We start from the raw sequence: 26464 nt of genomic DNA, 5'->3' as shown, positions 1-26464 counted from the left end.
AGCGAATGTTCGGCAAGTTGAAGCAACAACGCCGCATCGCCACCCGCTATGACAAAACCGTCCTGTCGTTCGAAAGCTTCCTCAACCTCGCCGCTGCACGGCTATGGCTGAAGTCTTTTGTCAACGCGGCCTAGGCGTCTAACCGGATCGCCGGGGTTCCTGGTGAATCCCGGCGATCACCTTGTCAACTATCTGGCGGCTTAACCACTCCCATTCCGCCACCCGCCCAAAACAGCCTCCACATTCCCACGCTGCCTGGCCTGATCCAGCGCCTTGTAGACCGACTTACGGATACGCGGCGACATCGCCTCCCCGCGATCCTCCGCAACTCGCTGGGCTATGGCGTCGGTTGTCATCGGCCCATTAGCTTTTCGAAGGACGGCGAACACGGCGCGGGTTATTTCTCCCTTCGCCGCCCAGGTAACACGACCAACAATGCGAAGCGGTGGGATGGCCTCAATATCCATGTCGGGAGCGAACGACTCCAGCACTCTGTCTAACGCCGATAATTCATCGGAAAGCCCGGCATGTTCGTCGGCCAGCATGTTCATGCGACAAGTCAGTTCGCGGCGGCGGCGTACAAGTGCGGATATAGCTATGATGCTCATACGATGACATTACGGCACGCGCGCGATTATGTCTGCCATTGTGTTGGTGCGTTTGCTACATAATGCCCGCGAAGGCGGGAGAGGGCAAGGAGACATCATTATCCTTGCCGACCGCCCCCCCGCCCCTACATCCACCGCTTGACCCATTCCCTGTTGCAATGCAGCATTGCGTCCCATGGCGACTCTTTCCCCCTCCCCCTCCGCCCCTGCGATCACGCAGAATCCCGACATCCGCTTTCTGGGGCGCCTGCTGGGCGACGTGATCCGGGCTTATGGGGGGGAGAGCCTGTACAAGCAGACCGAATATATCCGGTCGGCGTCGGTCGATCGGGCGCGCGGGGTGCAGGGGGCGGACCTGACCGATACCGGGCTGGATGCGCTGACGCTGGATGATACGCTGAATTTCGTGCGCGGGTTCATGCTGTTTTCGATGCTCGCCAATCTGGCCGAAGACCGGCAGGGCATCGCCGGCGAGCCGGGCGCCGATGTCGCATCGGTGCTGGCACGGCTGGAGTCGCATGGCATTGGCCGCGACGCGGTGCTGGATCTTCTGACGCACAGCCTGATCGTGCCGGTGCTGACCGCGCACCCGACCGAGGTGCGGCGCAAGAGCATGATCGATCACAAGAACCGCATCGCCGACCTGATGCTGCTCAAGGATGCGGGTCGCGAAGAGACGGAGGATGGCGAAAATCTGGACGAGGCGATTTTCCGCCAGATCGCCCTGCTGTGGCAGACCCGCCCGCTGCGGCGCGAAAAATTGTTCGTTGCGGACGAGATCGACAATGTGCTGGCCTATTTCCGCGATACCTTCCTGCCGGTGTTGCCTGCGTTGTATGCGCGGTGGGAGCGGGTGCTGGGCGCGCGGCCGCAAAGTTTCCTGCGGGTGGGGAGCTGGATCGGCGGCGACCGCGACGGCAATCCCTTCGTTCAGGCGCCGCAGTTGCGCCACGCGCTGCAGCGTGGCTGTCAGGCGGCGATCGCTTATTATCTGGATGCGTTGCACGCGCTGGGGGCCGAACTCTCGCTGTCGACCGAATTGGCGCATGTGCCGCAGGCGGTGCTGGACCTGGCCGAGGCCAGCGGCGATGCGTCGCCCAGCCGGGGGGACGAACCCTATCGCCGCGCCATATCCGGCATCTACGCCCGGCTGGCCGCGACCTGCACCGCGCTGACCGGCACGCAGCCCGCCCGGCCGTCGGCGCTCAAGGGCGAGGCCTATGCCATGCCGCAGGATTTCCGCCGCGATCTGGTGACGGTGGCCCAGGGGCTGGCGAGCGAGGGCAATGGCGCGCTGTCGAGCGGCGGGGCATTGGGCCGCCTGATCCGCGCGGTCGAGACGTTCGGCTTTCACCTCGCCACGCTCGACATGCGGCAGAATAGCGACGTGCATGAGCGGGTGGTGGCTGAGCTGCTCAAGGTCGCCGGGGTCGAGCCGGACTATGCGGCGCTTGACGAATATGCGCGCATCGCGCTGCTGCGCAAGGAACTGGCGAGCAACCGGCCGCTGGGGTCGCGCTTTTCGGCCTATGGCGAGGAAACCGCGTCGGAACTGGCGATCGTCCATGCGGCGGCGGAGGCGCATCGCGTCTATGGCCCGCAATGCATCACCCATTATATCATTTCCAAGGCCGAAAGCGTGTCCGACATGCTGGAGGTCAATATCCTGCTGAAAGAAGCCGGGCTGTGGCAGGCGGGCGTCGATGGCGCTCCGCCGCAGGCCGCGATCATGGCGATCCCGCTGTTCGAGACGATCGGTGATCTGGAGGCCGCGCCCGCGATCATGTCCGCCTATTTCGGCCTGCCCGAAATTGCAGGCGTGGTGCAGGCGCGCGGCCATCAGGAAGTGATGATCGGCTATTCGGACAGCAACAAGGATGGCGGCTACATCACCTCGACCTGGAGCCTCTACAAGGCGAGCCAGGCGCTTGCTCCCGTCTTTGCCGATGCGGGCGCGGCGATGCAGCTGTTCCACGGGCGCGGCGGTGCGGTCGGGCGCGGGGGCGGGTCGGCCTTCGCCGCGATCCAGGCGCAGCCGCGCGGGACGGTGCAGGGGCGCATCCGCATTACCGAACAGGGCGAGATGATCGCCGCGAAATTCGGGTCGCGCGATGTCGCCATGACCAATTTGGAGGCGATGACCAGTGCGACGCTGCTCGCCAGCCTGGAGCCGGAGGGGATTTCAGAGCGCGACGCCGCGCGCTTTACCGCGGCGATGGATGAATTGTCCAAGAACGCTTTCGCGGCCTATCGCGACCTGGTTTACGGCACGGAGGGGTTCAAGGAATTTTTCCGGCAATTGACGCCGATCCAGGAAATTTCCGGCCTCAAGATCGGATCGCGCCCGGCGAGCCGCACCAAGAGCAATGCGATCGAGGATCTGCGCGCCATCCCCTGGGTGTTCAGCTGGGCGCAGGCGCGGGTGATGCTGCCGGGCTGGTATGGCGTGGGCCAAGCGCTCGCCGGGTTCGAGGACAAGGCGCTGCTCGCCGACATGGCGCAGCATTGGTCCTTCCTCAAATCCGCGCTCGCCAATCTGGAGATGGTGCTGGCCAAGTCGGACCTCGGCATCGCGGCGCAATATCTGCCGCTGGTCGAGGATCAGGGGATAGCCGACACGCTGTTCGGGCGCATCCGCGAGGGGTGGAACCAGACGCATGACGGGCTGCTCGCGGCGACGGGGCAATCGCGGCTGCTGGAGAAGAATGCGGCGCTGGAAACCTCGATCCGGCTGCGCCTGCCCTATATCGAGCCGCTCAACCTGCTGCAGGTCGAACTGTTGAAGCGCCACCGCGCGGGCGAGGATGATCCGCGCATCAAGGAGGGCATCGAACTGTCGATCAACGCGATCGCGACGGCATTGCGCAATAGCGGCTAGAAAACGAGAATCCGGGACGGCGGCAGTCCAATGCGCCGTCCCGAACCCCAGTCCCTGCCGCGGCAGGGATTGACGGGTGGGGCGAGCCGTTACGGCCCGCCCGAACCATTAGATCAGAATTTCGCGACGACACCAGCCATTGGGCGGATCGAGCGGAAATTACCCATGGTGTCAGCCTGCACCCGGAAACGGATGTTGCTGCTCATGGCCGAACTACCCATGTCGGCGGGCGAAAGTTCCACGCCAGCGCCATAGGTGGTGCCATGAAAGTCCGGGCTGTCGGGACCGAGTGCGTCGAAATTGACCCACTTATAGCCGACCTTGCCGAAGATCATGCTGTCCTTGCCGGCCTTCACGCCGACGCGGCCTGCTGCATTATATTCCCAGTCGATGTCGCCCGACACGCCCTTGGACGCGCCACCTTCGACGCCGAGAACGATCGGCCCTGCGACATTATAGTTCACGCCAGCGACGCCTTCGACCATGCGGCCCTTATAGCCGACAGGCGGGATGCCTTCCTTGCCGGTTTCGCTGTCGAAATTATGCACGCCGCCCATCACGCCGACATAAGGTTCGAGGCGACGGGTAGAACTGCCATCGTCCTGCGCCATCGCAACGGCGGGAATGAAGGACGCAGCGGCAGCCGCTGTGAAAAGCAGTGTCTTCATGGGGGTAACCCTTTTTCTATTGTTGAGGATAAGCAGCGGTGTGGACCCGCCGGGTCGGCGCGAGCGCTCCAAGCGGCTGCACCAGACACGACACCAAATGACCAGACCCGCCCGAAGGTTTCCTGAACAGAAATGGAAAATCGCGCAAATCGCGATTATGTGATGGAAAAAGCACGGTTTCTGTCGGCCAGATGAACGAAAGCCGACTTATCTGAACCTCGGATAAACGGCGAATGCAGGCGTCGATTTTCATTCACAACCAATTCAACCGCCCAGCGTTAAGCCCATAGCATGATAAGATGAGGAGAAAGGCGATGACGGGAATCCGACATCGGTTGCTGGCCACGATGGGCCTGATTGGCGCGCTTGCCCTGGGCGGTTGCGGTTATAATGACGGCTTTGGTTATGGCGGCGTGAGCGTCGGCACTGGCTATTATGGCGGTGGCGGCTTTTACGGCGATGGCTATTATGGTCCCGGCGGATTTTACCAGCCCGGTGCTTTTGGTGGCTGGTACAATAATTTCTATTATCCCGGCTCTGGCATTTATGTTTACGATCGTGGCGGACGCCGTCATCGCTGGAATGATGGACAACGTCGCTATTGGGAGGGCCGTCGTGTCGAACGCAGGGATGATCGCTGGCGCGGCCGGGAGAATGCCGGACGGGGCGAATGGCGTGGGCGCGGCAATGATGGTCGGCCCGGCAACTATGTTCGCCCACGGCCCCAGCCGGGCGTGGAAGGCGATCGAGGCCGCGGCCGCTGGCAGGGCAATAACGCCGTGCGTCCTTCGGATCAGGCCCGACCGCCCCGTCAAGGTGGCAGACAGATGAGCCAGCCCCGCCCGGAACGCAATATGGGCGTGCGATCCGCGCCGAACATGCGTGCCGATCGTCCGTCGCGCTCCAATAGCCGTGGCCCGGCCATGCGGACGCGCCCGAACTGATGCGGGTGTCGGTCAAGGCTATGCTGATACCGCCCCTCCTGCTCGTCGCGGCCTGCGACGGGCGGGAGGAAAGCGCGATCGACAATCTCGCCAATGGCGCGAATGTGGCCCAGGTGGAAAACAGCTTTCGCGCTGAGGCAATGGCTGTGCTGGAACCGCTTGATCCGCCAGCGCCCGGTACGCCGGGCGGACTGCCGGTCGATCCTGCCCCGCTTGCCGAAGGATCGATCGATCCCGACAGCGCGCAGGGCGCGGCGCAGGTCGTGCAGGGCTATTATGGCCTGCTGGAGGAAAAGCGGTTTGAAGATGCGCAGGCACTGTGGAATCCGCGCGGCCAGATCGGCACGCAGGATGACGCCCATTTCGCAGCGCGCTTCCGGGGCTTTAGTGAGATACACGCCAATGTCGGCGCGCCGTCCGAGCCGGAGGGTGCGGCAGGATCGCTCTATGTGACCGTGCCGGTTCAGCTTTACGGGCGGATCGCTGCGAACGGCAAGCCCTTCTACGCGCTGCGTCAGGTGGTGCTGCATCGGGTCAATGACGTGCCCGGATCTACCGCCGAGCAGCGGCGCTGGCACATCGAACGGATCGGTGGCTACACCCCGCCGATTGAAGCAGCCGATGCTGCCAATGCAATGGCCGGTATTTCCATGACCGACGGCATGGCAGGCAAGGCCAAGAAATAACCCCCCTCCGCTTCGAGAAGGTCGAACACCGCCAAAATTCAGGCGGTTCGACTTCCCGAAGCGGACGGTGATTGTCAGATCAGGCGACGGTCGCCTTGACGATCTTGCCCGGCGTGCGCGGCGGCTCGCCCTTGGGCAGCGCGTCGACATATTCCATGCCCGACGTCACTTCGCCCCAGACGGTATATTGGCCGTCGAGGAAGGTCGCATCGTCGAAGCAGATGAAGAACTGGCTGTTGGCGCTGTTCGGGTTGGACGAACGCGCCATCGAGCAGACGCCGCGGACGTGCGGCTGGCGGCTGAACTCAGCCTTGATGTCGGGCAGCTTGGAACCGCCCATGCCGTTGCCGGTCGGATCGCCGCCCTGTGCCATGAAGCCGGCGATGACGCGGTGGAACACGACGCCATCATAGAAGCCGTCCTTGGCGAGCGTGGTGATACGCTCGACATGGCCGGGGGCGAGGTCAGGACGCAGCTTGATGACGACGTCGCCGCCACTGTCGAGGGCGAGGGTAAGTGTTTCTTCGGCCATGATGATCCTCTCTTGCCGGGGAAGGGGTAGTGGCCCCCATATAGAGGCTATCAAAGGGGATGGAAGATTGTTGTGGATAAGGCGTTCATTGCCGCCGCCCCATTGCAATTCCAGTGTGCATAGGCGAAAGCACCCCCATGTTACAGGAACCGGACAGTAGCGCGCGCCATGAGCGATCGCGGCAACATGGCCGATGCCCGGCCCGATGAAGAGCTGATCGACGCGACCGCGAACGATCAGGCCGAATCCCGTCATGACGAGGATGACCGGCTGAGACCCGAATATGTGACGGCCGTGCTGGACGCGGTGGAAGATGGCGACGCGGAGCGGGCGCGCGATCTCGTGTCGCCGCTTCACCCCGCCGACATTGCCGATCTGCTCGAACTTTCGCCTGCCGACCGGCGCGGCGCGGTGGCGGCGGCGCTGGGCGATCTGGTCGGCGCGGAAGTGCTGTCAGAACTCAACGATTATGTCCGCGACGACCTGATCGGCGATCTGGCGCCGGAACAGGTGGCGGGATTCGCGGCCGAACTCGACACCGACGATGCCGTCGCGATGATCGAGGATATGGACGATGCCGACCAGCAGGCCGTCCTCGATGCGCTCGACCCCGAAGATCGCGCCGCGATCGAAAGCGCGCTGTCCTACCCGGAGGAATCCGCCGGGCGCCTGATGCAGCGCGACCTGGTCGCCGTGCCCGAACATATGACGGTCGGTCAGGTGATCGACTATCTGCGCGACCATGGCGACCTGACGGCCGATTTCTGGGAAATCTACGTCGTCGATGCGATGCACCGGCCGGTCGGCTATTGCCAGTTGAGCTGGATTCTCACCTGCCCCCGTTCGGTCGCGATGGCCGACCTGATGAAGCGCGAACAGACGCTGATCCCGGTGGATATGGACCAGGAGGAAGTGGCGCTGCGCTTCCAGAAATATGCGCTGATCTCCGCCGCCGTCGTCGATGCAAGCGGGCGGCTGGTCGGCATGGTCACGGTCGATGACGTGGTCCACATCATTGCCGAGGAAGCGGGCGAGGACATATTGCGCCTGTCGGGTGCGGGCGAAGGCGACATTAACGAACCGATCCTGATGACGGTGCGTGCGCGCCTGATCTGGCTGGTCGTGAACCTTGGCACGGCGATGCTGGCCGCGTCGGTCGTCGGCCTGTTCGAAGGGACGATCGAACGCTTCGCCATGCTCGCCGCGCTGATGGGCATCGTGTCGGGCATGGGTGGCAATGCGGGGACGCAGACGCTGGCCGTGGTCGTGCGCGCGCTCGCCACCAACCAATTGACCAGTTCCAATACTGTGCGGATGATAGGGCGCGAGTTCCGCATTGCGGCAACCAATGGCGCAACGCTCGGCACCTTGACCGCAGTCGGTTCCTATATGCTCTATGGTCGGCTCGACCTGTCGCTGGTGTTCGGCGCGGCGCTGCTCATCAACAATATGGTGGCGGGACTGGCCGGGGTATTGGTGCCGATCACGCTGGAACGCAATAATATCGACCCGGCGGTTTCCTCCTCGGTTTTCGTGACGACAATGACCGACACGATGGGCTTTTTTGCGTTTCTGGGCCTGGCCACGCTTTTCCTGCGTTGAAGCGAGGCGGCATCCACCCCAGATCGGACCCATGCCGCTGCACATCACCAAGATCGCCTTTCGCAGCGAAAGCCCCGCCACCTTGCGCGCGTGGCTCGAAAACCAGCCCGGCGAAGCCCGGATCACCACCCGCTATCTGCCCAAGCGAGTCGAGGAGATGGCGGGCGGATCGCTCTATTGGATCCACGCCCATATGATCGTCGGCCGCAGCCCGATCCTGGGCTTCGAGGAAACGGGGCAAGGCCGCCATTGGGTCCGGCTCGAACCGCGCCTCATCCCTGTCCACGCTTCCCCCAAGCGCGCGCATCAGGGCTGGCGCTATCTGGAGGACAAGGACGCGCCGCCAGACCTGGCCGATGGCGAGGTCGATGCGCGCGACGCCATGCCGCCTGCCTTGCTGCACGAACTGGCGAAGCTCGGTCTAGTATAAAGGGCATAAGCTTTTGAAACGCTGGACTTGTTGCTAGAAAGAACATAGCACGAACGCTATGGTTCAGATGTCCACCCGTCAGAAGCTCGAAATCCTGGCCGATGCCGCCAAATATGACGCCTCTTGCGCGTCGTCCGGCACATCGAAACGGGATTCGCGCGGCGGCAAGGGCATCGGATCGACCGAAGGGATGGGCATTTGCCATGCCTATGCGCCCGATGGACGCTGCATCTCGCTGCTCAAGATCTTGCTGACCAACAGCTGCATCTTCGACTGCCATTATTGCATCAACCGCAAGTCGAGCGACGTGCGCCGCGCGCGTTTCACCGCGAAGGAAGTGGTGGACCTGACGCTCAGCTTTTACCGCCGCAATTATATCGAGGGGCTGTTCCTGTCCTCCGGCATCATCCGCTCGTCCGACTATACGATGGAGCAGATGGTCGAGGTGGCGCGCTCCTTGCGCGAGGATCATGATTTTCGCGGCTATATCCATTTGAAGACCATCCCCGATGCCGATCCCGGCCTGATGCGGCAGGCGGGGCTGCATGCCGACCGGCTGTCGATCAATGTCGAACTGCCGACCGAAAGCGGCCTCAAGCGGCTTGCGCCGGAAAAGGATGGCACCCGGATCGAAGGCGCGATGGGCCAGATGCGGACCGAGATGGAGGATAGCGGCGACGCACGCCGCAAATATCGCCATGCCCCGCGCTTTGCGCCGGCGGGCCAGTCCACCCAGATGATCGTGGGCGCGGATGCCGCCGACGATCGGGCGATTATCACGCGCGCGAGCAGCCTCTATGACCGCCACCGGCTGCGCCGCGTCTATTATAGCGCCTTTTCGCCCATCCCCTCGCCCAGCGCCGTGCTGCCGCTCAAGCGCCCGCCGCTGATGCGCGAACATCGGCTCTACCAGTCCGACTGGATGATGCGCTTCTATGGCTATGACGCGAGCGAAGTGGCGGCGGCGACCGATGCGGAAACCGGCCACCTGCCGCTCGACATTGATCCCAAGCTCGCCTGGGCGCTCAACCATCGCGCCATCTTTCCGGTCGACGTCAATCGCGCGCCGCGTGAGGCGCTGCTGCGGGTGCCGGGCCTGGGGGTGAAGGCGGTCGATCGCATCCTCGCCAGCCGTCGCCATCGCCGCCTGCGGCTCGACGATGTTGCGCGGATGACGACCTCTATCAAGAAGCTGCGACCCTTTCTGGTGGCGGCGGATTGGCGCCCGGTGGCGCTCATTGACCGCGCCGATCTGCGCGCGCGCATGACGCCGCCCGCCAGCCAGCTCGAACTCTTTGCCTGACCACGACTTTTCCGGTTGCTTCCGAGTCGCGATCGTGGAATTCTTTGGCTTTCCGTCATTCAGGGGGTCGGGTCTTGGCGACGATGTTCGACAATCAGGCAATGGGCCGCAGCGGCGGCTTTGCGAAGCGGATCAGCAGCCATCTGGCGGCGGCGCTGGTGGTTTTTTGCCTGTTGCAGATTTTCATCGTCGCGAAAATGGGCGGATCGCTGGTGCTGCACCTGGGCGTCATCGTCGCGATTGGTGGCTATGCCATCGCCGCGCGCGGACTGGAACGGCGCTGGCAGATGCTGGACCACAGCAGCCTGTCGCGCAGCGGCCTGGCCCTCCGCTTCCGCCGCGACGTGATGCAACTCTGGGCCGCCAGCCTGGTCGGCGCGGCGCTCTGGATTCCGGTCGCCATCATCTTCCGCGCCCTGTTCGGCTGAAGGCGGATCGGCGGGAGCCAATTGCCGTTCGCGTCGTTGTGATCCTTCGAACCAGGGAGGAACCAGCATGGCCGACATCACTATTTTCGATCGCCTGAAGCAGGATCATGACGCGCATCGCCAGCTTTTCGAGAAGATGGCCAAGGCGGAAAGCGACGACCAGCTCGAAAAACTGTTCGCACAATTCGCCGTCGAAGTGACCGCCCATGCTGCGGCCGAGGAAGAAACCCTTTATGCCACCATGTTGTCGCGCCCGGACCTGCGCGAAGATGCGCAGCATAGCGTGTCCGAACATAAGGAAATCGACGATTATCTCGAAGAGCTGGACGGACTGAAATTCAACGGCGAAGCCTGGCGCAAGAAGTTCGCCGAGATGAAGAAGCGCTACCTCCATCATATCGAGGAGGAAGAGGAAGAAATGTTCCCGACCGCCGCCAAGGATCTGACCGCGGATGAAGAGAAGAAGCTCGGCGCGTTGTTCGCCAAGCGCAAGCCCGCCGAACTGGAACGCGCCCAGGCAGAGGATTAAGCGAGACACCATGCACCGCGTCGCCCTGACCGCGCCCGATGATATGGACGGTTGGCGGTCGGCGGCGCGGCGGCTGGCGATGGCGGGCGTCGATCCGGCGGATGTGGTCTGGCAGGTCGGGGATGCGCCAGGCGACCTGTTCGGCGACGCCCCGCTTCCGCCCGACACCAAAAACAGCGCTTTCTCCGTCCCGCGCAGCTTCGTCTCGCTGGCCGAGAGCGCAATCCTGCACAGCGACCCAAGCCGCTTTGCCTTTCTCTACGCGCTGCTGTGCCGCGTGCGCGCGCGGCCGGGCATGATGGAGGACAGCGCCGACCCGATGCTGGTGCGGGTGCAGGCGCTCGCCAAGTCGGTGCGGCGCGACATTCACAAGATGCGCGCCTTCGTCCGCTTCCGCGAGATGGAGGATGCCGACGGCCCCCGCTTCGTCGCCTGGTTCGAGCCGGACCATCATATCGTGCGCGCCAATGCCGGCTTCTTCATGCGCCGCTTCGCCACTATGCACTGGTCGATCCTGACACCCGACATCAGCATCCATTGGGACGGAACGACATTGCGCGAAGGCCCCGGCGCCAGCCGTGCCGATGCGCCGCAGGGCGACCCGGTCGAGGCGCTGTGGAAGGGCTATTATGCCGCTATCTTCAACCCGGCCCGGCTCAAGACCGGGGCAATGCTGTCGGAAATGCCAAAGAAATATTGGCGCAATCTGCCCGAAGCCGCGCTCATTCCCGACCTGATCGCCGGGGCGCAACAGCGCGAGGCGGCGATGATCGCCACCGCCCCGACCCCGCCCAGACGCGCGACCAACAGCGCGACGGCCTGGGATGCCCTGCGCGCCGAGGCCATGACCTGCACCCGCTGCCCGCTGCATCAACATGCGACCCAGACGGTGTTCGGCGAAGGCCCGCTCGCCGCGCCGCTGATGTTCATCGGCGAACAGCCGGGCGATCAGGAGGATCTGGCCGGTCGTCCCTTTGTCGGCCCGGCCGGGCAATTGTTCGACGCGGCGCTGGCGCAGGCGGGCGTCGATCGCACCCAGGCCTATGTCACCAATGCGGTCAAACATTTCAAATATGAACAGCGCGGCAAGCGGCGCATCCACCAGACCCCGGTGGCGGGCGAGGTCCAGGCCTGCCGCTGGTGGCTGGACCAGGAGCGCGGGATCCTGCGCCCGCGCATCATCGTCGCGCTGGGCGCGACCGCCGCGCGCGCGATGCTGGGCAAGGCGGTGACGATCAGCGCGACGCGCGGTGCCGCCATCCCGCTCGAAGGCGGCGCGGAAGGCTGGGTGACGGTCCACCCCAGCTATTTGCTGCGCCTGCCCGACGAAAGCCGACGGGCAGAGGAACAGGCGCGCTTCGTCGCAGACCTGGCGATGATCGGCGATCGGCTGCGCGCCTTGACCGCCGACTAAACCCTGTATTTTTGTGGGCCGCGCGCCTAAAGGCCTTGCGCGAACGCTTCCGTCCGACCCGCAACCTAGAAAGCCCCGCCATGACCGACTATCCCATCAAGCGCGCCCTCCTGTCCGTTTCGGACAAAGCGGGGCTCATCGAACTGGGACAGGCGCTGGGCAAGCATGGCGTCGAACTGGTCTCGACCGGCGGCACGGCCAAGACGCTGCGCGACGCCGGCCTGACCGTCATGGATATTTCCGACCTGACTGGCTTTCCCGAAATGATGGACGGCCGCGTCAAGACGCTGCACCCCAAGGTCCATGGCGGCCTGCTCGCGGTGCGCAACAACTCCGAGCATGTCGCGTCGATGGACGAGCATGCCATCGGCGCGATCGACCTGGTCGTCGTCAACCTCTACCCCTTCGCTGCGACCGTGGCCAAAGGCGCGGAGCGCGACGAGATTATCGAGAATATCGACATTGGCGGCCCCTCGATGGTGCGTTCGGCGGCCAAGAATCATGAAAGCGTCGCGATTGTCACGGATCCGGCCGACTATGCCCGCCTGATCGCCGAGATGGACGAAAAGGGCGGCGCGACCAGCTATGATTTCCGCCGGATGCTCGCGGCCAAGGCCTATGCTGCAACCGCTGCCTATGACTCGATGATCGCCAGTTGGTTCGCCTTCGCCGATCAGGGCGTCACCTTCCCCGAAACGCTCGCCGTTGCCAGCACGCTGGGCACCACGTTGCGCTATGGCGAAAATCCGCACCAGTCCGCCGCCCTCTATCTGCCGTCCAGCCCGTCGGCAAACGGCATTGCCCAGGCGACGCAGGTGCAGGGCAAGGAACTGTCCTACAATAATTATAACGACGCCGATGCCGCGCTGGAGCTGGTCAGCGAATTTCGCGATGGCCCGCCGACCGTGGTCATCGTCAAGCATGCCAACCCCTGCGGCGTCGCCACCGGTGCCACCCTGATCGAAGCCTATGAGGCGGCGCTCGCCTGCGACAGCGTGTCGGCCTTTGGCGGCATCATCGCGGTCAACCGCCCGCTCGATGGCCCCACCGCCGAAGCGATCAGCGGCATCTTCACCGAAGTCGTTGCCGCGCCCGACGCCGATGATGCGGCGCGCGCGATCTTTGCCAAGAAGAAGAATCTGCGCCTGCTGCTGACCGGCGACTTGCCCGATCCGGCGCGGACCGGCTTGCAAATCAAGAGCATAGCAGGCGGCCTGTTGGTGCAGAGCCGCGACAATGGCCAGGTGACGCGCGACGCGCTCAAGGTCGTGACCAAGCGCGAACCCACGGAACAGGAACTGGCCGACTGCCTCTTTGCCTGGACGGTCGCCAAGCATGTGAAGTCCAACGCCATCGTCTATGCCAAGGGCGGCAGCACCGCAGGCGTCGGCGCAGGCCAGATGAACCGCCTCGAATCCGCGCGCATCGCCGCGTGGAAGGCGAAGGACGCGGCCGAAAAGGCAGGCTGGAGCGAGCCCCGCACGATCGGCTCGGCGGTAGCCTCCGACGCCTTCTTCCCCTTCGCCGATGGCCTGCTGGCCGCTGTCGAAGCGGGGGCGACCGCCGTCATCCAGCCGGGCGGTTCGATCCGCGACGACGAGGTCATCGCCACCGCCGATGAAGCAGGCCTCGCCATGGTCTTCACCGGCATGCGCCACTTCCGGCATTAATCGTTAAAGAGGCCGGTGCGGCACGAACAGGCCAAGCCTGTTCACAAAGCTATGACACGGGTGCGAAGACATTCCCTTCGCACCCGCAAAATAACGGTTTTCCGCCACTTTTTGTCAACTGGCCCCTTTTCAAAGGCACCGGCGAGGCTTATTTACAGGGTGACCCTATTTCCACGCAGATGTGGGGCTGAAAAAAACAAAATGTTCGACAGGAGAATAGGATGAACAAGAAGATGCTGGTGGCATGTGCCGCCACGATCGCCCTTGCGCTGCCCGGAGTGGCAAGCGCCGGCAGCAATGACATGGATGTAATCGTCGACGGCCATGCGGGCACGGAAACCCGCACGCTCGCCGTATCGGTTGCCGATCTCAATCTTGCCAGCACCAACGGCATGCGCCGTGCCGATTCGCGCGTGACTCGTGCGGCCAAGCAGGTGTGCGGCTTCGTCAATGGCTCGATCCTGCCGGTAACGGAAGATTATCGCACCTGCTTTGGCCAGGCCATGGACGGTGCGCGCAGCGACCTTAGCACGCTGGCACAGCGGCAGAGCTGATCTTTGCTTTCGCCCTCCCCCACGAAGGGGACTGCAGGGGGCCGTTCCGCATCAGCGGGGCGGCCCTTTGTCTTGGGCCGACCATTAGCGCGCTTTGCTTACGCGCCATTAACCAGTCCTTAGAAGATTTCCTTCACTCCCGATGCGACGAAAGACCATCGGGGGAATAGCCTGCCATGCTGCGTACCGACCAAAATGTGGACGTCGCCATCATTGGCGCTGGCCCGGCCGGATTGACCGCTGCCTATCTGCTGACCAAACAGGGCTATAGCGTGACGGTGATCGAAAAAGACCCCGTCTATGTCGGCGGTATCAGCCGCACGGTCGAGCTGGACGGCTTCCGCTTCGACATTGGCGGCCATCGCTTCTTCTCCAAATCGCAGCAGGTGGTCGACCTGTGGAACGAGATTTTGCCCGACGACTTCATCCAGCGCCCTCGGATGAGCCGCATCTATTATGAAGGCAAATTCTACAGCTATCCACTGCGCGCGTTCGAAGCGCTGTGGAATCTGGGCGTCTGGCGCTCGACCCTGTGCATGGCGAGTTTCGCCAAGGCGCGGCTCTTCCCCAACCGCAACGTCCGCTCCTTTCAGGACTGGACCGTCAACGCCTTTGGCCACAAGCTCTTCTCCATCTTCTTCAAGACCTATACTGAAAAAGTGTGGGGCATGCCATGCGACGAAATGTCGGCCGACTGGGCGGCGCAGCGGATCAAAGGCCTGTCGCTGTGGGGCGCCGTGGTCGATGGCCTCAAGCGCTCGCTTGGCCTCAACAAAAAGCCCAATGACGGCATGGCGACCAAGACGCTGCTGGAAACCTTCCGCTATCCGCGCCTTGGCCCCGGCATGATGTGGGAAGCCGCACGCGACCGCGTGGTCGAGGGCGGCAATCGGGTGCTGATGGCGCATAGCTTCAAGCGGCTGGAGCAGGAACCGGGGGCGGATGGCTGGCGACTGGTGGCCGAAGGGCCGCAGGGCGATGTCGTCATCAACGCCGCCCATGTCATTTCCTCCGCGCCGATGCGCGAACTGGCGGCCCGCATCCATCCGCTGCCTGCGACGCTGCCCGAAGCGATGGACCTCAAATATCGCGACTTCCTGACCGTCGCGCTGATGGTGAAAGGGGAGGATATCTTCCCCGACAACTGGATTTATATCCACGACAGCAAGGTGCAGGTCGGCCGCATCCAGAATTTCCGCAGTTGGTCACCGGAAATGGTGCCGGACCCGACGCTCGCCTGCGTGGGCCTGGAATATTTCTGTTTCGAAGGCGATGGGCTGTGGTCCTCGACCGATGCCGATCTGATCGCACTGGCGACCAAGGAAATGGCGCTGCTGGGCCTGTGCAACCCCGACGATGTCGTGGGCGGCGCCGTGGTGCGGCAGGAAAAGGCCTATCCCGTCTATGACGACGCCTATGCCGCCAATGTGCAGGCAATGCGCAGCGAACTCGAAGCGCGTTATCCCACGCTGCACATGGTCGGCCGCAACGGCATGCACCGCTATAATAATCAGGATCATGCGATGATGACGGCGATGCTCACCGTCCGCAACATCGTCGCGGGCGCGCGCGTCCATGATGTCTGGTCGGTCAATGAAGACGCCGAATATCATGAGGCAGGCGATGAGGGCCAGGATGCCGACACGCAGGCCGCGCTCGCCAGCACCCGCGCCGTGCCATCGCGATTGAAGGCTGCCTGATCCGATGATCGACCGGCTGCGCGTGCTGGCCATGCTGGTCGTGCGCGCGACCTTCGCCCGCTATCTGCTCGCGAGTATCTGCGCGCTGGCGAGCGACATGGCGCTGTTCCTGGCGCTCGACCAATTAGGCGCGTTGCCTTTGCTTGCGGCCTTTGGCGGCTATGCCGGGGGGCTGCTGGTCCATTGGATCATCAGCATCCGCTTCGTCTTCGACACCGGCACGGGGCCGACCCATGCGCAGCGCGCGGGCTTCGTCGCGAGCGCGCTGCTCGGCATGGGCCTGACCCTGCTCCTCGTCGGTGGTCTGAGCGCACTTGGCCTAGCCCCGGCGCTCGCCAAGCTCGTCTCCATCCCGGTGAGTTTCCTCACCGTCTATGCGATCCGAACCTATGCCGTCTTTGCCCGCGCCTGATCGTAACCGGGCGGCGCTGCTCGCCTTGCTTGGCTGGCTGCTGTGCAGCGCGGTGATGCTATGGCTGTTTCGCGCTGATATGGCGACGCTTGGCTTTCGCGATCCCGATGATGCGATGCGGCTGGTGCAGATCCGCGACTGGATCGGCGGGCAGGCTTTCTGGGATGTCTCGCAGCATCGGGTGAATCCGCCGCTGGGCGGGCCGATGCACTGGTCGCGGATCGTCGATCTGCCGGTCGCGGTATTGATCCTGTTACTCACGCCGCTTTTTGGTGCCGCCCATGCGGAATTGCTGGCCTGCGCCATCGTGCCATTGCTGTTGCTCGGCGGACTGACGGCTGCGGTGTTTGTGGCAGCACGGCGAATTGCTGGGAGTGCCGCAGCGCTGCTCAGCGTCGCCCTGCTGCTGACGACACCCAGCATATTGGTGCAATTCACCCCCTTGCGGATCGACCATCATGGCTGGCAGATTCTGCTCGGCGCGATCGCCCTGTGCGGTGCGACCGAAGACAGGCCAGCGCGCGGCGGCATCGTCGCTGCTTTGGCGCTGGCGCTCTGGCTCCAGATTTCGAGTGAAAGCCTCCCCTATGTCGCGCTGTTCGGCGCGGCCTTCGCGCTGCGCCACTGGATGGCCCGCGATCAGGCACCACGCTTCATCGCTTTCGCGCTCACCCTGGGCAGTGCCGCGCTCTTCTTACTCGCGCTGTTGCGCGGACCGCATGCTACGCTCGCCAGCCATTGCGACGCGCTGTCCTACGTCTATGTCTGGCCGCTGGTTGCCTTGGCAATCGCCACGCTCGCGGCCGCCCGCCTGATCGGTACCGCCACCGCGCCCAACCGCTTCGCCATAGCCACGATCGGCGGCGGCGCGGCGCTCGCGACCTTGGCCCTGACTGGCGGCTCTTGCCTGTCGGGTGACCCCTTCGCTGCGCTTGGGCCGCTGGCCTATAAGCTCTGGTATCTGCAGGTGATGGAGGGTCGACCGATCTGGGAACAGAGCCTGTCGATGCGCGGCGTCATCCTTTTGCCGCCGCTGCTTGGCCTTGCCGCATCGCTGCTGGCGGCGCGCACGACGCAGGGCGAGGCACGCATGCGCTGGTTGGTGCTCGCCCTGTTGCTAATAGGCGCGACCAGCGTGGCGATGCTGGTCATGCGCGCTCTGTCGGTCGCGCATGTCCTGGCCCTGCCCGGCATCGCCTGGTTGTTGATCACCCTGTTCCGGCGCATCCAGACCGCGCGCACCGCCTTGCTGCGGGTCAGCGGATCCGTCGCGCTGGCGGCGCTGACCCCGGCGGGCCTGTGCGCCCTGTGGACGGCGCTGGCCAGCAAAGCCGAACCGGCCGATGCCCAGGCTACCAACTGCCGCGCCGCGAACGTCCTCATGCCCCTTCGCGCGATGGCACCCGTCACCCTTTTCGCGCCGCTCGACCTGGGGCCGGACATTCTGGCGCAGACCCGCCACAGCGTCATCGGCACCGCCCATCATCGCAACGCTGTCGGAATCACCACGGTCATTCAGGCCTTCGTCGATCCGCCGGATCAGGCCCGCGCCATCATCGCCCGGACACGCGCGACCTATCTCGTCACATGCGATGGCCTCAACGAATTGCGGCTCTATGCCAAAACGAACCCCGCAGGCCTAGCCGCCCTGATCGCTAGCGACTCGCCGCCCGCCTGGCTGGAACCGATCCCCACGAATGGCGCGTTGCGCCTCTACCGCATCAGGCCGGAATGAAGCGCATCGCCACGCCGTTCATGCAATAGCGTTTGCCGGTCGGCTTTGGTCCATCATCGAACACATGACCCAGATGCCCGCCACAGCGCGCGCAATGAACTTCGGTGCGCGGATAGCCCAAGTCGAAGTCGCGGCTGGTGCCGACCGCCTTGGGGAGCGGTGCATAGAAGCTTGGCCAGCCCGTGCGGCTATCGAACTTGGTCTTCGAGCTGAACAATTTCTGGTCGCAGCCCGCACAGGCAAAGACGCCCGCGCGCTTTTCCTTGTCGAGCGGACTGGTGAAGGGACGCTCGGTCGCCTGTTTGCGCAGCACATTATAGGCGAGCGGCGATAATCGCTTGCGCCATTGCGCATCGGTCAGGGCGAAGGGGTAGGCCGCCTCCGCCTCGCCGACGCCCCCTCGCCAGAAACCCAAGGCCACCGCGCCGCTTGCGATCCCGCCCAGAATATGCCGTCTGTCCATCGCGCGATCCTATCTGGCTCAGCCTGTCGAAGGTCTGAACAACTGTTTCCACCAGCGCCCGCCCGACTGCATGACATGGCGGCGGAACAGCAGCACGCCGACGCGGATGATCAGCCCCACGAACAGCGCCTGCCAGACGATCGCCAGCAGATGCGGCCACAGCGCATCATCCTGCGCCGCCCGCGCGATCATGGTGAAGGGCGAGCTGAACGGGAAGATCGCCGCGGCAATTTCCGGTGCCTTGCCCATATGGTCGATCGCATAGCTGGCGAAGAAGAAGATCATCATCTGCCCCATGGTGACGGGCATGTTGAGCGTCTGCACCTCGCGCACCGTCGCCGCCTGCGCGCCGATCCCCAGGAACAGCGAACCGAGCAGCGTATAGGCCATCGCGAAATAGATGACCGCCAGAGCCAGGAACACCGGCCAGCCGACCGCTGGCACCGGCACCGCCGCGCCATTGCCGCCCAACGCCAGGAAGATCGCAAAGGCGGTCCCGCCCCAAAAGGCGATCCCCACAAAGCTCATCGCCAGCATCGCCATCAGCTTGCCGAGGAAAATCGCGTCGATCGGCACGGCCGCCGCCAATATCTCGATGATCTTGTTGGTCTTTTCCTCGACCAGATTGGACAGGATCATGCCCGCCAGCAGGATCGTCAGGAAAAACATTACGATCTGCGCCACCCGGCCAATCTGCAATCGCCCCTGCGCCTGCGCGCCGTTGCTGGTGGCGACTTCCTCGCGCCGCACCTGCACCATACGCAGCGTATCTTCGGCTTGCGCTGCACTGGCGATCAGGCTGAGGTCACCCTGCAGCCGGTCCAGATCCTCCGCCTTGCCGGTCAGCACCGGCCGCGCGACCGTGCCCGACAGGATCGCGACTACCGCCGAATCCGCCCGCGCCAGTTGCACACGCGGTGCGGGCGTCGTCGGCACCCGCCGCATCCGCACCAGCGCCTGATCCCCCATCCGCTCGGTCAGCCGCCCATGCGCCCGCTCCAGCCGCACCGCTTCGTTCGCGGGCATGGCAATGCCGACCACGGGACGCAGGTCGGTGCTCGAAATCTTGTCAGTAAACCCGGCAAAGACCATCCCGATCAGGATCGGCAGCAACGGTCCCAGCAGAAACAGGATGAAGGTTCGCGACAGGACGACAGCGGTGAAATCCCGCCGCGCGATCACCAGGGCAGCGCGCCACATCTCCCTCATGCCCCAACCTTCTTCATACTAAAGCCTCCCGCTCGGCATCATCGCGCATCTGCTGCGCCGCCGCCGCACCCGCGATCGCCACGAACGCATCATGCAGCCCCGGCCGCTCGATCGACAGGCTCTCAATGCCCGCATCGCCATCCAGCAGCGCGCGAAGCAACGGCTCGATCCCGCCATCGGGCAGCGCGAAGTGCCATGCCCCTTCTTCCTGCGTTGCATCGTCCGGCAACGCCTCCCGCCACGCCCCATCGCTCGCCCGCGTGCGCAACCGCACCTGCGACCGCAGTTGCGCGCGCGCATCGTCCACCGTGCCCTCGAACCGGATGCGCCCGCCGGCCACGATCGCGACCCGCTCGCACAGCCGTTCGGCATGGGCGATGACATGGGTGGAAAACAGCACGGTGACGCCCCGCTGCGCCTGCTCGCGGATCAGCCGCTCCAACTTCTCCTGGTTGATCGCATCCAGCCCCGAAAAGGGCTCGTCCAGCACGATCAGCCGCGGCTCGTGGATGATGGTGCCGAACAATTGCACCGTCTGCGCCATCCCCTTGGACAATTGCCGGATCGGCTTGTTGATCGCCGCGCCCATGCCATGGCCCTCGAGCATTTCGCGCGCCCGCACCCGCCCCTGCCGCAGCGGCAGTCCGCGCAGCGCCCCCATGAAGGCGATCGCCTCATAGGCCTTCATCGACGGATACAGCCCGCGTTCCTCCGGCAGATAGCCGACCTGCCGCGCCATCCGCAGCGGCTGCTCCGCGCCGAGCAAACTACGATGCCCTTCATCGGGATCGATGATGCCCAGCAAAGTGCGCAGCAGCGTCGTCTTGCCCGCGCCATTGGGACCAAGCACGCCATAGATGGTGCCCGCAGGCACGGCGATGTCGACCCCGTCGACCGCGCGGAAGCTGCCGAAAGTCTTGACAAGGCCATGGCCTTCCAGGGCATAGGCTGGAGCGGGAGCAAGGCCCGGAGTGTCGCCGTTCATGCCCTTGTGATAGTCTGGACCCGTGGCCGTGCAAACCGAAACCTTGGAAGAACGGCTAAAGGTACAGGCCGCGCAACTGGGCTTCGCCATCTGCCGCATCGCGCCCGCCGACGCCGCCCCGCAAAGCGCCGAACGCCTGCGCCAATGGCTCGACGCGGGCCATCATGGCGACATGCTGTGGATGGAGGAACGCGCCGAACAACGCGGATCGCCGCAAGGGCTGTGGCCCGACGTGCGCAGCGTCATCATGCTGGGCATGAGCTATGCGCCGGGGCGCGATCCGCTGGCGCTCGCCGATGTGCCCGACCGCGCGCGCATCTCGGTCTATGCGCAGGGCAAGGATTATCACGACGTCGTCAAGAAGGCGCTGAAAGCCCTGGCTCGCTGGCTGGTCGACCAACAGCCCGGCGCGCTCAAGGTGTTCGTGGATACAGCACCGGTGATGGAAAAGCCGTTGGCCCAGGGCGCAGGCCTTGGCTGGCAGGGCAAGCATAGCAACCTCGTCAGCCGCGACCATGGCAGTTGGCTGTTCCTGGGCGCGATCTATACCGAACTTGCGCTGGCGCCAGACAGCGCGGAACGCGATCATTGCGGCAGTTGCACCGCCTGCCTGACCGCCTGCCCCACCGACGCTTTCCCCTCGCCCTATGTCGTCGATGCGCGCCGCTGCATCTCCTATCTGACGATCGAATATAAAGGCCCGATCCCGCACGATCTGCGCGCCGGGATGGGCAATCGCATCTATGGCTGCGACGATTGCCTGGCGGCCTGCCCCTGGAACAAATTCGCCGACGCCGCCGCCGCCAACCGCGCCTTCCTCGGTCGCGCCGAACTCGCTGCGCCTGAACTCGCCGACCTGCTGGCGCTAGGCGATGCCGACTTCCGCGAACTCTTCTCCGGCTCCCCCATCAAACGCATCGGCCGCAACCGCCTGGTCCGCAACGCCGCGATTGCGGCGGGCAATAGCGGCGATGCGCGATTGCGGGGGGGGCTGGAGGCGCTGGTCGGGGATGATGATCCGGTGGTCGCGGAAGCGGCGGCCTGGGCGATCGGGAAGCTCAGGGCGTAGAGGCGCGGGCAGCCTTCTCCTGCCTTCAGGCTTGTAGTCGGCGCAGTGCTTCCTCCCGGCCGATCAGCGGCAGCAGCAGGCTCATGTCCGGGCCGTGATCGAGGCCTGTCAGCGCGCGGCGCAGGGGGAGGAAGAGGGTTTTGCCCTTGCGGCCGGTTTCACCCTTGAGCGCCTCCGTCAGCGTGCGCCAGATGGCCGCATCGAAGGGGGCGTCGGTCAGGATGCGATGGGCACTGGCCAGGAAGTCGCAGTCCTCTGCCTCTGGCGCAGGGGTGTCGATGGGGCCGGTGACGATCCGCCACCAGTCGGCTGCGCCCGCCACCGTCTCCAGATTGGGGCGGATCGCGTCCCAAGCGGTTGCGTCCATGCCGTCGGGTAGCCGCGCAGCCACTGCGTCATAGGGCAGGAGATGCACGATTTTCTGGTTCAGTCCCGCCAGTTCCGCCTCATCGAAGCGCGCGGGCGCGCGGCCGAAATGGGCGAAGTCGAAACTGTCGATCAGCGGTGCCATGTCGACGAACGGCTCGACCGACTGGCTGCTGCCGAGCCGCGCCAGCAGCGAGGCGATCGCCATGGGTTCCAGCCCCAGTTCGCGGAAATGGGCGACGCCGAGCGACCCCAGCCGCTTGGACAGCTTGCCCTCCGCCCCGGTCAGCAGCGCTTCATGCGCGAAGGCGGGGAGCGGCGCGCCGAGTGCTGTAAACATCTGGATCTGGGTCGCTGTGTTGGACACATGATCCTCGCCGCGCAGGACGTGGGTGATGCCCATGTCGATATCATCGATGACCGACGGCAGCATGTAGAGCCAACTGCCATCGGCGCGGCGGATTACCGGATCGGACAATAGTTTTGGGTCGAACCGCTGTTCGCCGCGAATGAGGTCGGTCCAGACGATCGGCTGGTCATGGTCCAGCTTGAAGCGCCAATGCGGCTGGCGGCCTTCGGCTTCATAGGCGGCGATCTGCTCCGGGGTGAGGCTCAGCGCGCCGCGATCATAGACTGGCGGCAATCCGCGTCCCAGCAGCACCTTGCGCCGCAATTCCAGTTCCTGTTGGGTTTCATAGGCGGGATAGACATGGCCCGCCGCGTGCAATGCCGCAAACCGGCTTTCATACAGCGCGAAGCGTTCGGATTGTTTGGCCTCTGCGTCCCAGGTCAGGCCGAGCCATTGCAGGTCGGCGCGGATCGCGTCGGCATATTCGGGACGCGAGCGTTCGAGGTCGGTATCGTCCAGCCGCAGCAGGAATTGCCCGCCCGACTTTTGCGCGAACAACCAGTTATGCAGCGCGGCGCGGATATTGCCGACATGGAGATGGCCGGTGGGCGAGGGGGCGAAACGGGTGATGACGGTCATGGATATCTGGTCCTGATCCCGTTCGCCCTGAGCCTGTCGAAGGGCTGCTCTTCTTCAGAAGAAGGACGAGGCTTCGACAAGCTCAGCCCGAACGGAGTTTGGGGTGTCATGTTCTAAACGCATTGGTGATGGGATAGCGGCGGTCGCGGCCGAAATTACGGGTGCCGAGCTTCACGCCGGGGGGCGATTGGCGGCGCTTATATTCGGCGACATAGAGTAGCCGCTCGATCCGGGCGACGGTCTCGCGCTCGAACCCGCGCGCGACCAGTTGCTCGACCGATAATTCCTCCTCGACCAGGCCGTAGAGGATCGGGTCCAGCACTTCATAGGGCGGCAGACTATCATCGTCGCGCTGGTCGGCGCGCAGTTCGGCGCTGGGCGGCTTGCTGATCACCCGTTCGGGCATCACCGGGCCAGCGGGACCAAAGCCTTCGCCCAGCGTCGGGACATTGTCGTTGCGCCAACGGCAGAGGTCAAACACCGTCGTCTTATAGGCGTCCTTGAGCACCGAATAACCGCCCGCCATGTCGCCATAGATGGTGGCATAGCCGACCGACATCTCGCTCTTGTTGCCGGTGGTCAGCAGCATGTGGCCGAACTTGTTGCTGAGCGCCATCAGCGTCACGCCCCTGATGCGCGACTGGATATTTTCTTCGGTCAGGTCGCGCTGGCGCTCGGCGAACACATCGCCCAGCATCGTGTCGAACGCGCCAACCGCTGGTTCGATGGGGATGCTGTCATAACGCACGCCCAGCAGCCGCGCGCAGGCGACCGCATCGTCCAGGCTGTCCTGACTGGTGAAGCGCGAGGGCATCATCACGCACCATACGCGGTCCGGCCCCAGCGCATCGGCCGCGACGGCGGCGGAAAGCGCGCTGTCGATCCCGCCCGACAGGCCCAGCACGACGCCGGGAAAGCGGTTGCGGTTCACATAATCGCGCAGACCCAGCACCATCGCATTGTAAATGTCGGCAGGCCGGTCATCCAGAACATGGCGATCGCCGGGCAGGCAGACCCACTGCCCCGCCTGCTTCTCCCATGTCGTCAGCACCAGCGCCTCGTCCCAGTCGGGCATCTGGTGCGCGATCGACAGGTCGGCGTTCATCACGAAAGATGCGCCGTCGAACACCAGTTCATCCTGCCCGCCCACACGATTGAGATAGACGAGCGGCAGATTCGTCTCACGCACCCGCGTCCCCGCGACGCCATTGACGCGGCGGTCATCCTTGTCGACCTCATACGGGCTGCCATTGGGGCTGATCAATATGTCCGCGCCCTGCGCCTTCAAATGCGCAGTGACGAAGGGGAACCAGATATCCTCGCAGATCGGCACGCCGATCTTCACGCCCTTGAAGTCGATGGGCGCGGGCAGCGGGCCGGGCGCGAATAGGCGCTTTTCGTCGAAGGTGCCGTAATTGGGCAGTTCGCGCTTCTGGCGGATGGCGGTGACGGCCCCGCCTTCCAGCAGGGCGACGACGTTGAACAATACGCCCTGCGCCGCAACCACCGTGCCGACCAGCATCGCCGGACCACCATCCCCCGTCGCCTGCGCCAGCCGGTCCAGTTCCTGATTGGCGCGCTCGACCAGGGCTGGCTTCAATACCAGATCTTCGGGCGGATAGCCGATCAGTTGCAATTCGGGATAGACGATCAGGTCGGCATCCATCGCCCGCGCCCGCCATTCCAGCATCGCATCGGCATTGGCGGCAAGGTCGCCCACCGACTGGGTCATCTGGGCAAGGGCGATCACGAGTTTGTCGGTCATGGCGGCCCCGTAGAGCATTTTGATGGCTGGCGCAAAAGCGCCTTTCCACCGCGACCCCGCGCCGCTAAAGGGGCGGCGTTTCACCCAGCGTCATCAATTCGTCACGCCTTTTCATTTCAGGGGGTTTTGGCCATGAAGCTCATGACCGGCAATTCGAACAAGCCGCTCGCGGCCGCCATCGCCGACTATATCGAAATTCCCCTGACCGACGCCAGCGTCCGCCGCTTCGCCGATGAGGAAGTGTTCGTGGAAATCCACGAAAATGTCCGGGGCGAAGATGTGTTCGTGCTGCAATCGACCAGCTATCCCACCAACGACAATCTGATGGAATTGCTGATCATGATCGATGCGCTGAAACGCGCGTCGGCCAAGCGAATCACCGCCGTCGTCCCCTATTTCGGCTATGCCCGGCAGGACCGGAAGCCCGGCCCCCGCACCCCGATCAGCGCCAAGCTGGTCGCGAACCTGATCACCAAGGCGGGCGCCGACCGCGTCCTTTCGGTTGATCTGCATGCAGGCCAGATCCAGGGCTTTTTCGACATTCCGACCGACAATCTGTTCGGTGCGCCGGTCATGTCGGCGGACATTCAGGCGCGCTTTGGTGATCGCAACCTGATGGTCGTGTCGCCCGACGTCGGCGGCGTGGTGCGTGCGCGCGCGCTGGCCAAGCGGCTCGACAACGCCCCGCTCGCCATCGTCGACAAGCGTCGCGAGCGCGCGGGCGAATCGGAAGTGATGAACATCATCGGCGATGTCGCAGGGCGTTTCTGCGTCCTGATCGACGATATTGTCGATTCGGCGGGAACGCTGTGCAACGCGGCCTCCGCGCTCAAGGCCGCAGGGGCCGAGGATGTCGTCGCCTATGTCAGCCATGGCGTGCTGTCGGGCGGCGCGGTCGCGCGCGTCGATGCGTCCGACCTGCTGGAACTGGTCATCACCGACACGATCCAGGGGACCGAGGCGGTCAACACCGCCAAGAAGGTCCGCCACCTGCCCATCGCCCCGCTGCTGGGCGAAGCGATCAAACGCATTGCCGATGAAAGCTCGGTGTCCAGCCTGTTCGACTGACAGCATAACGCCGGGGCGGCAATTGCCGCCTTGCGTGATGCCGTGCCGCCCGCTATCGGGCTGCCGTCCGTAGCGCTCGCTTGAGCGCAACGGGCAAGATCGCGCCGGTGCCTCTTGATCGAGGCTTAAAAGGGAAGGCGGTGCGGATGGGTCAACCCATCCAAAGCCGCAGCTGTCCCTGCAACTGTAAGCGGTGAGCGTGATGTACAAAGCTTCCTCTTCGAGGGAAGCAGCCACTGGACCGTCAAACGTCTGGGAAGGTCGTACATGACGCCATGACCCGTGAGCCAGGAGACCTGCCGGCGTTCTGGTCGCTCTTGCCTTGGTCCAGGGGATGGCCGCGGCACGGTAACTCTCCGTCTGAGCGACGACAGGAAGGCGGCCGGGGCCGCAACCGTCGTGGGACGCTGGGCTATATATGCGCCGGTTCGTCGCCCTGCGTCGGCCGTCGATCGGCG

At 64.3% G+C, this 26464-nt stretch carries 24 protein-coding genes and 1 riboswitch; of the genes, 16 read left to right on the top strand and 8 right to left on the bottom strand.

Translation table 11 applies throughout. The features are described from left to right. Positions 1-200 precede the first annotated feature (200 nt). A complete protein-coding gene (locus J2W40_RS14010; RefSeq protein ID WP_310225835.1) occupies positions 201-551 on the bottom strand; it encodes a hypothetical protein in 351 nt (116 codons plus the stop codon). A 232-nt stretch (positions 552-783) separates the two neighbouring features. Here J2W40_RS14010 and ppc point away from each other — a divergent pair, with 232 nt between their 5' ends. Then, positions 784-3486, top strand: coding sequence for a phosphoenolpyruvate carboxylase (gene ppc / locus J2W40_RS14005; protein ID WP_310225832.1), 2703 nt, complete (start codon positions 784-786; stop codon positions 3484-3486). Positions 3487-3599: 113 nt separating this feature from the next. Here ppc and J2W40_RS14000 read toward each other — a convergent pair whose 3' ends face one another. Further along, complete coding sequence (locus J2W40_RS14000) at positions 3600-4154, bottom strand: outer membrane protein (protein ID WP_310225830.1); 555 nt, start codon at positions 4152-4154, stop codon at positions 3600-3602. A gap of 314 nt (positions 4155-4468) precedes the next feature. On the opposite strand from J2W40_RS14000, the gene J2W40_RS13995 reads away from it, so the two are divergent. Together J2W40_RS13995 and J2W40_RS13990 are read left to right on the top strand one after the other, a co-directional pair. Further along, positions 4469-5098: a peptidase gene (locus tag J2W40_RS13995; RefSeq protein ID WP_310225828.1), complete on the top strand. Its 630-nt coding sequence runs from the start codon at positions 4469-4471 to the stop codon at positions 5096-5098. After that, complete coding sequence (locus J2W40_RS13990; RefSeq protein ID WP_310225826.1) at positions 5098-5784, top strand: hypothetical protein; 687 nt, start codon at positions 5098-5100, stop codon at positions 5782-5784. The genes J2W40_RS13995 and J2W40_RS13990 overlap by 1 nt, the downstream gene beginning before the upstream one ends. A 79-nt stretch (positions 5785-5863) precedes the next feature. Here the strand turns inward: J2W40_RS13990 and J2W40_RS13985 are convergent, their stop codons facing one another. After that, positions 5864-6316: a peptidylprolyl isomerase gene (locus J2W40_RS13985; RefSeq protein ID WP_310225824.1), complete on the bottom strand. Its 453-nt coding sequence runs from the start codon at positions 6314-6316 to the stop codon at positions 5864-5866. 168 nt (positions 6317-6484) lie between these two features. On the opposite strand from J2W40_RS13985, the gene mgtE reads away from it, so the two are divergent. From mgtE to J2W40_RS13930, 11 genes are all read left to right on the top strand, one after another. Continuing rightward, on the top strand, positions 6485-7918 hold the full coding sequence (gene mgtE, locus J2W40_RS13980; protein ID WP_310225822.1) for a magnesium transporter: 1434 nt from the start codon (positions 6485-6487) through the stop codon (positions 7916-7918). 31 nt (positions 7919-7949) lie between these two features. Beyond that, positions 7950-8348 carry a DUF1489 family protein gene (locus tag J2W40_RS13975; protein ID WP_310225820.1) on the top strand — a complete coding sequence of 133 codons (399 nt, stop codon included), beginning with the start codon at positions 7950-7952 and terminating at the stop codon, positions 8346-8348. Between the two features lie 58 nt (positions 8349-8406). Then, a complete protein-coding gene (locus tag J2W40_RS13970) occupies positions 8407-9651 on the top strand; it encodes a putative DNA modification/repair radical SAM protein (protein WP_310225818.1) in 1245 nt (414 codons plus the stop codon). A gap of 83 nt (positions 9652-9734) precedes the next feature. Then, the gene (locus J2W40_RS13965; protein WP_409050379.1) at positions 9735-10079 is read left to right on the top strand and encodes a hypothetical protein; all 345 of its coding nucleotides are present in this window, start codon (positions 9735-9737) and stop codon (positions 10077-10079) included. 67 nt (positions 10080-10146) lie between these two features. Next, positions 10147-10608, top strand: a complete 462-nt coding sequence (locus tag J2W40_RS13960) for a hemerythrin domain-containing protein (RefSeq protein ID WP_069065826.1) — start codon at positions 10147-10149, stop codon at positions 10606-10608. Positions 10609-10618: 10 nt separating this feature from the next. Continuing rightward, entirely contained in the window at positions 10619-12022 is a 1404-nt protein-coding gene (locus tag J2W40_RS13955; RefSeq protein ID WP_310225813.1) for a UdgX family uracil-DNA binding protein, read from the top strand. An 80-nt stretch (positions 12023-12102) separates the two neighbouring features. Next, the gene (gene purH, locus J2W40_RS13950; protein ID WP_310225812.1) at positions 12103-13692 is read left to right on the top strand and encodes a bifunctional phosphoribosylaminoimidazolecarboxamide formyltransferase/IMP cyclohydrolase; all 1590 of its coding nucleotides are present in this window, start codon (positions 12103-12105) and stop codon (positions 13690-13692) included. Positions 13693-13913: 221 nt separating this feature from the next. Next, a complete protein-coding gene (locus J2W40_RS13945) occupies positions 13914-14246 on the top strand; it encodes a UrcA family protein (protein ID WP_310225810.1) in 333 nt (110 codons plus the stop codon). Between the two features lie 176 nt (positions 14247-14422). After that, on the top strand, positions 14423-15946 hold the full coding sequence (locus J2W40_RS13940) for an NAD(P)/FAD-dependent oxidoreductase (protein ID WP_310225808.1): 1524 nt from the start codon (positions 14423-14425) through the stop codon (positions 15944-15946). A gap of 4 nt (positions 15947-15950) precedes the next feature. Continuing rightward, positions 15951-16358 carry a GtrA family protein gene (locus tag J2W40_RS13935; protein ID WP_310225806.1) on the top strand — a complete coding sequence of 136 codons (408 nt, stop codon included), beginning with the start codon at positions 15951-15953 and terminating at the stop codon, positions 16356-16358. Next, complete coding sequence (locus J2W40_RS13930; protein ID WP_310225804.1) at positions 16336-18093, top strand: hypothetical protein; 1758 nt, start codon at positions 16336-16338, stop codon at positions 18091-18093. The genes J2W40_RS13935 and J2W40_RS13930 overlap by 23 nt, the downstream gene beginning before the upstream one ends. Here J2W40_RS13930 and msrB read toward each other — a convergent pair. The 3 genes from msrB to J2W40_RS13915 are packed head-to-tail and all read right to left on the bottom strand — an operon-like array spanning position 18080 to position 20750. Further along, positions 18080-18556 carry a peptide-methionine (R)-S-oxide reductase MsrB gene (gene msrB, locus J2W40_RS13925; RefSeq protein ID WP_310225802.1) on the bottom strand — a complete coding sequence of 159 codons (477 nt, stop codon included), beginning with the start codon at positions 18554-18556 and terminating at the stop codon, positions 18080-18082. The genes J2W40_RS13930 and msrB overlap by 14 nt on opposite strands. Before the next feature lie 18 nt (positions 18557-18574). Further along, positions 18575-19765, bottom strand: coding sequence for an ABC transporter permease (locus J2W40_RS13920; RefSeq protein WP_310225800.1), 1191 nt, complete (start codon positions 19763-19765; stop codon positions 18575-18577). A 13-nt stretch (positions 19766-19778) separates the two neighbouring features. Next, positions 19779-20750: an ABC transporter ATP-binding protein gene (locus J2W40_RS13915; protein ID WP_310225798.1), complete on the bottom strand. Its 972-nt coding sequence runs from the start codon at positions 20748-20750 to the stop codon at positions 19779-19781. Positions 20751-20793: 43 nt separating this feature from the next. Between J2W40_RS13915 and queG the strand changes: the two genes are divergently transcribed. Continuing rightward, positions 20794-21819: a tRNA epoxyqueuosine(34) reductase QueG gene (gene queG, locus J2W40_RS13910; protein ID WP_310225859.1), complete on the top strand. Its 1026-nt coding sequence runs from the start codon at positions 20794-20796 to the stop codon at positions 21817-21819. A 25-nt stretch (positions 21820-21844) separates the two neighbouring features. Here queG and gltX read toward each other — a convergent pair whose 3' ends face one another. After that, positions 21845-23173, bottom strand: a complete 1329-nt coding sequence (gene gltX / locus J2W40_RS13905) for a glutamate--tRNA ligase (protein WP_310225796.1) — start codon at positions 23171-23173, stop codon at positions 21845-21847. A gap of 106 nt (positions 23174-23279) precedes the next feature. Continuing rightward, positions 23280-24938, bottom strand: coding sequence for an NAD+ synthase (locus J2W40_RS13900; RefSeq protein WP_310225794.1), 1659 nt, complete (start codon positions 24936-24938; stop codon positions 23280-23282). 132 nt (positions 24939-25070) lie between these two features. Between J2W40_RS13900 and J2W40_RS13895 the strand changes: the two genes are divergently transcribed. Next, positions 25071-26006 carry a ribose-phosphate pyrophosphokinase gene (locus J2W40_RS13895; protein ID WP_096061311.1) on the top strand — a complete coding sequence of 312 codons (936 nt, stop codon included), beginning with the start codon at positions 25071-25073 and terminating at the stop codon, positions 26004-26006. A gap of 88 nt (positions 26007-26094) precedes the next feature. Next, positions 26095-26324: riboswitch (cobalamin riboswitch) on the top strand. Positions 26325-26464: the final 140 nt, after the last annotated feature.

The organism is Sphingobium xenophagum, assembly GCF_031457465.1.
Classification (GTDB): Bacteria; Pseudomonadota; Alphaproteobacteria; order Sphingomonadales; family Sphingomonadaceae; genus Sphingobium; species Sphingobium xenophagum_A.
The sequence above is the reverse complement of the archived record's forward strand: the minus strand, read 5'-3'. Positions and strand labels throughout refer to the sequence as shown.